This window comes from Streptomyces sp. NPDC059567, from assembly GCF_042735655.1.
Lineage (GTDB): Bacteria > Actinomycetota > Actinomycetes > Streptomycetales > Streptomycetaceae > Streptomyces.
The window spans coordinates 1-1,870 of record NZ_JBHWBS010000210.1; the positions used below are offsets into that span (position 1 = coordinate 1).

Below are 1,870 nucleotides of genomic sequence, written 5' to 3' on the forward strand. Positions count from 1 at the left end.
TCTCGAAGACACAGCACCCGACCACCGCCTCCGTCGGCCCGTACTCATTCACGACCACCGACCCCGGAGCCCGCGACAGCCAGTCACGAACCACCGCACCAGGCAGAGCCTCACCACCGACCACCCACGTACGAGCGGAAGAGGCGACCGAAGCGTCGTCGAGCATCTCCACCAGCAGCGGCAGATGAGCAGGAACGGCCTTGACCAGACCAAAACCACCAGGCTCCCGGATCAGCTCCGCCAGCCCCTCGGCTCCACCAACCTCACTCGCCACCACTGTCGAACCGGACACCAACGGCACCAGAACACTGGTCACCGTCAGATCGAAAGCCAGCGACGAATGCAGCGGAGCACCACCACCCTGCGCCATCCGGTAGGCATCAGCGGCCCAGGCCACATAGTTCGCCAGACCACCATGAGTGACAGCCACACCCTTCGGCCGGCCCGTCGAACCCGAGGTGTAGATGACGTACGCAAGCCCCTCAGCAGCAACCGTCACCTCGGGCGACTCCGCCGAAGCCGCCGCAAGCTGCATCCCCAGCAGCGCGCCGTCCAGGGCCACGAACCGGTTCCGACCGGCCGGCAGATCACCAAGGATCTCCTCGGTCGTCAGCGTCAACACCGCACCCGAATCGGACAGCATGAACCCGATCCGCTCAGCCGGATACTCCGGATCAATCGGCAGATACCCAGCCCCCGCCTTCCACACCGCGAGAACCGCCACCACCGCATCGACCCCACGCGGCAGACACAGACCCACCACCGACTCCGGACCAATGCCCTGACCGACCAGGTAATGGGCCAGCCGGTTCGCACGGGCGTCCAGCTCCGCATACGAGACCGATTCGCCGCCCCCTACCACAGCCACCGCATCCGGCGTCCGCACCACCTGCGCCGCAAACAGCCCCGGCACCAGCACCGACCCCAGATCGGCAGCCGTGTCATTCCACTCCACCAACACCCGACGCCGCTCGACGTCACCGAGGACCTGGAGAGCACTCAGCCGGGTACGGGTGTCGGTGACCAGCAGTCCCAGCACCCGAACCAGGCGCTCACCCAAGCCCTCGACCGTCTCCCGGTCGAACAGATCAGCCGCCGCAACCACCTGGCCCCACACCCCGGCCGGTGCACCCTGCTCGTCGAAGGCCTCGGAGACCCGGATCTCCAGGTCGAACTTGGCCGCCGTCTTCGCGACCGCGACGCCCCCGGCCCGTACGCCGGGGAGATCGAGGACGGCCTCGGCGTTGTTCTGGAGGTCCAACTGGACCTGGAACAACGGGTGCCGGGCCATCGACCGCGACGGCGCCAGCTCCTCCACGAGCCGCTCGAACGGCACCTCCTGGTGCGCCAGGGCGGAGAGACTCGTCTCCCGCACCCGGCCCAGAACCTCGCGGAACGTCGGGTCCCCCGACAGATCCGTACGCACGACCAGGGTGTTGATGAAGAAGCCGACCAAGTCGTCGAGGGCTTCGTCCGTACGCCCGGCGTTCGCCGAACCGATCGGGATGTCCGTACCCGCGCCGAGGCGCGAGAGCGTCATCGCCAGGGCGGCCTGGAGGACCATGAACGTGGTCACACCCTCGGTCCGCGCGACCTCCACCAGCCGGGCGTGCACCTCGGCCGGGACGACCAGGGGAACACGGTGGCCGACGTGCGAGGCGACCGCCGGCCGTGACCGGTCGAAGGGAAGCTCCAGCTCTTCCGGGTAGCCTGCCAATGTCTCACGCCAGTACGTGAGTTGGTTGGCGATCACACTGTCGGAGTCGGCCTCGTCACCGAGCAGCTCGCGCTGCCAGAGCGCGTAGTCGGCGTACTGGACCGGCAGCGGCTCCCACTCCGGGGCCTGGCCCGCGCTCCGTGCGGCGTAGGC

General features: G+C 68.3%; 1 protein-coding gene. It reads right to left on the reverse strand.

All coding sequences use genetic code 11. The features are described from left to right. On the reverse strand, positions 1-1,870 hold a 1,870-nt coding region (locus tag ACFVZW_RS37035; protein ID WP_384530997.1), incomplete at both ends, for an AMP-binding protein.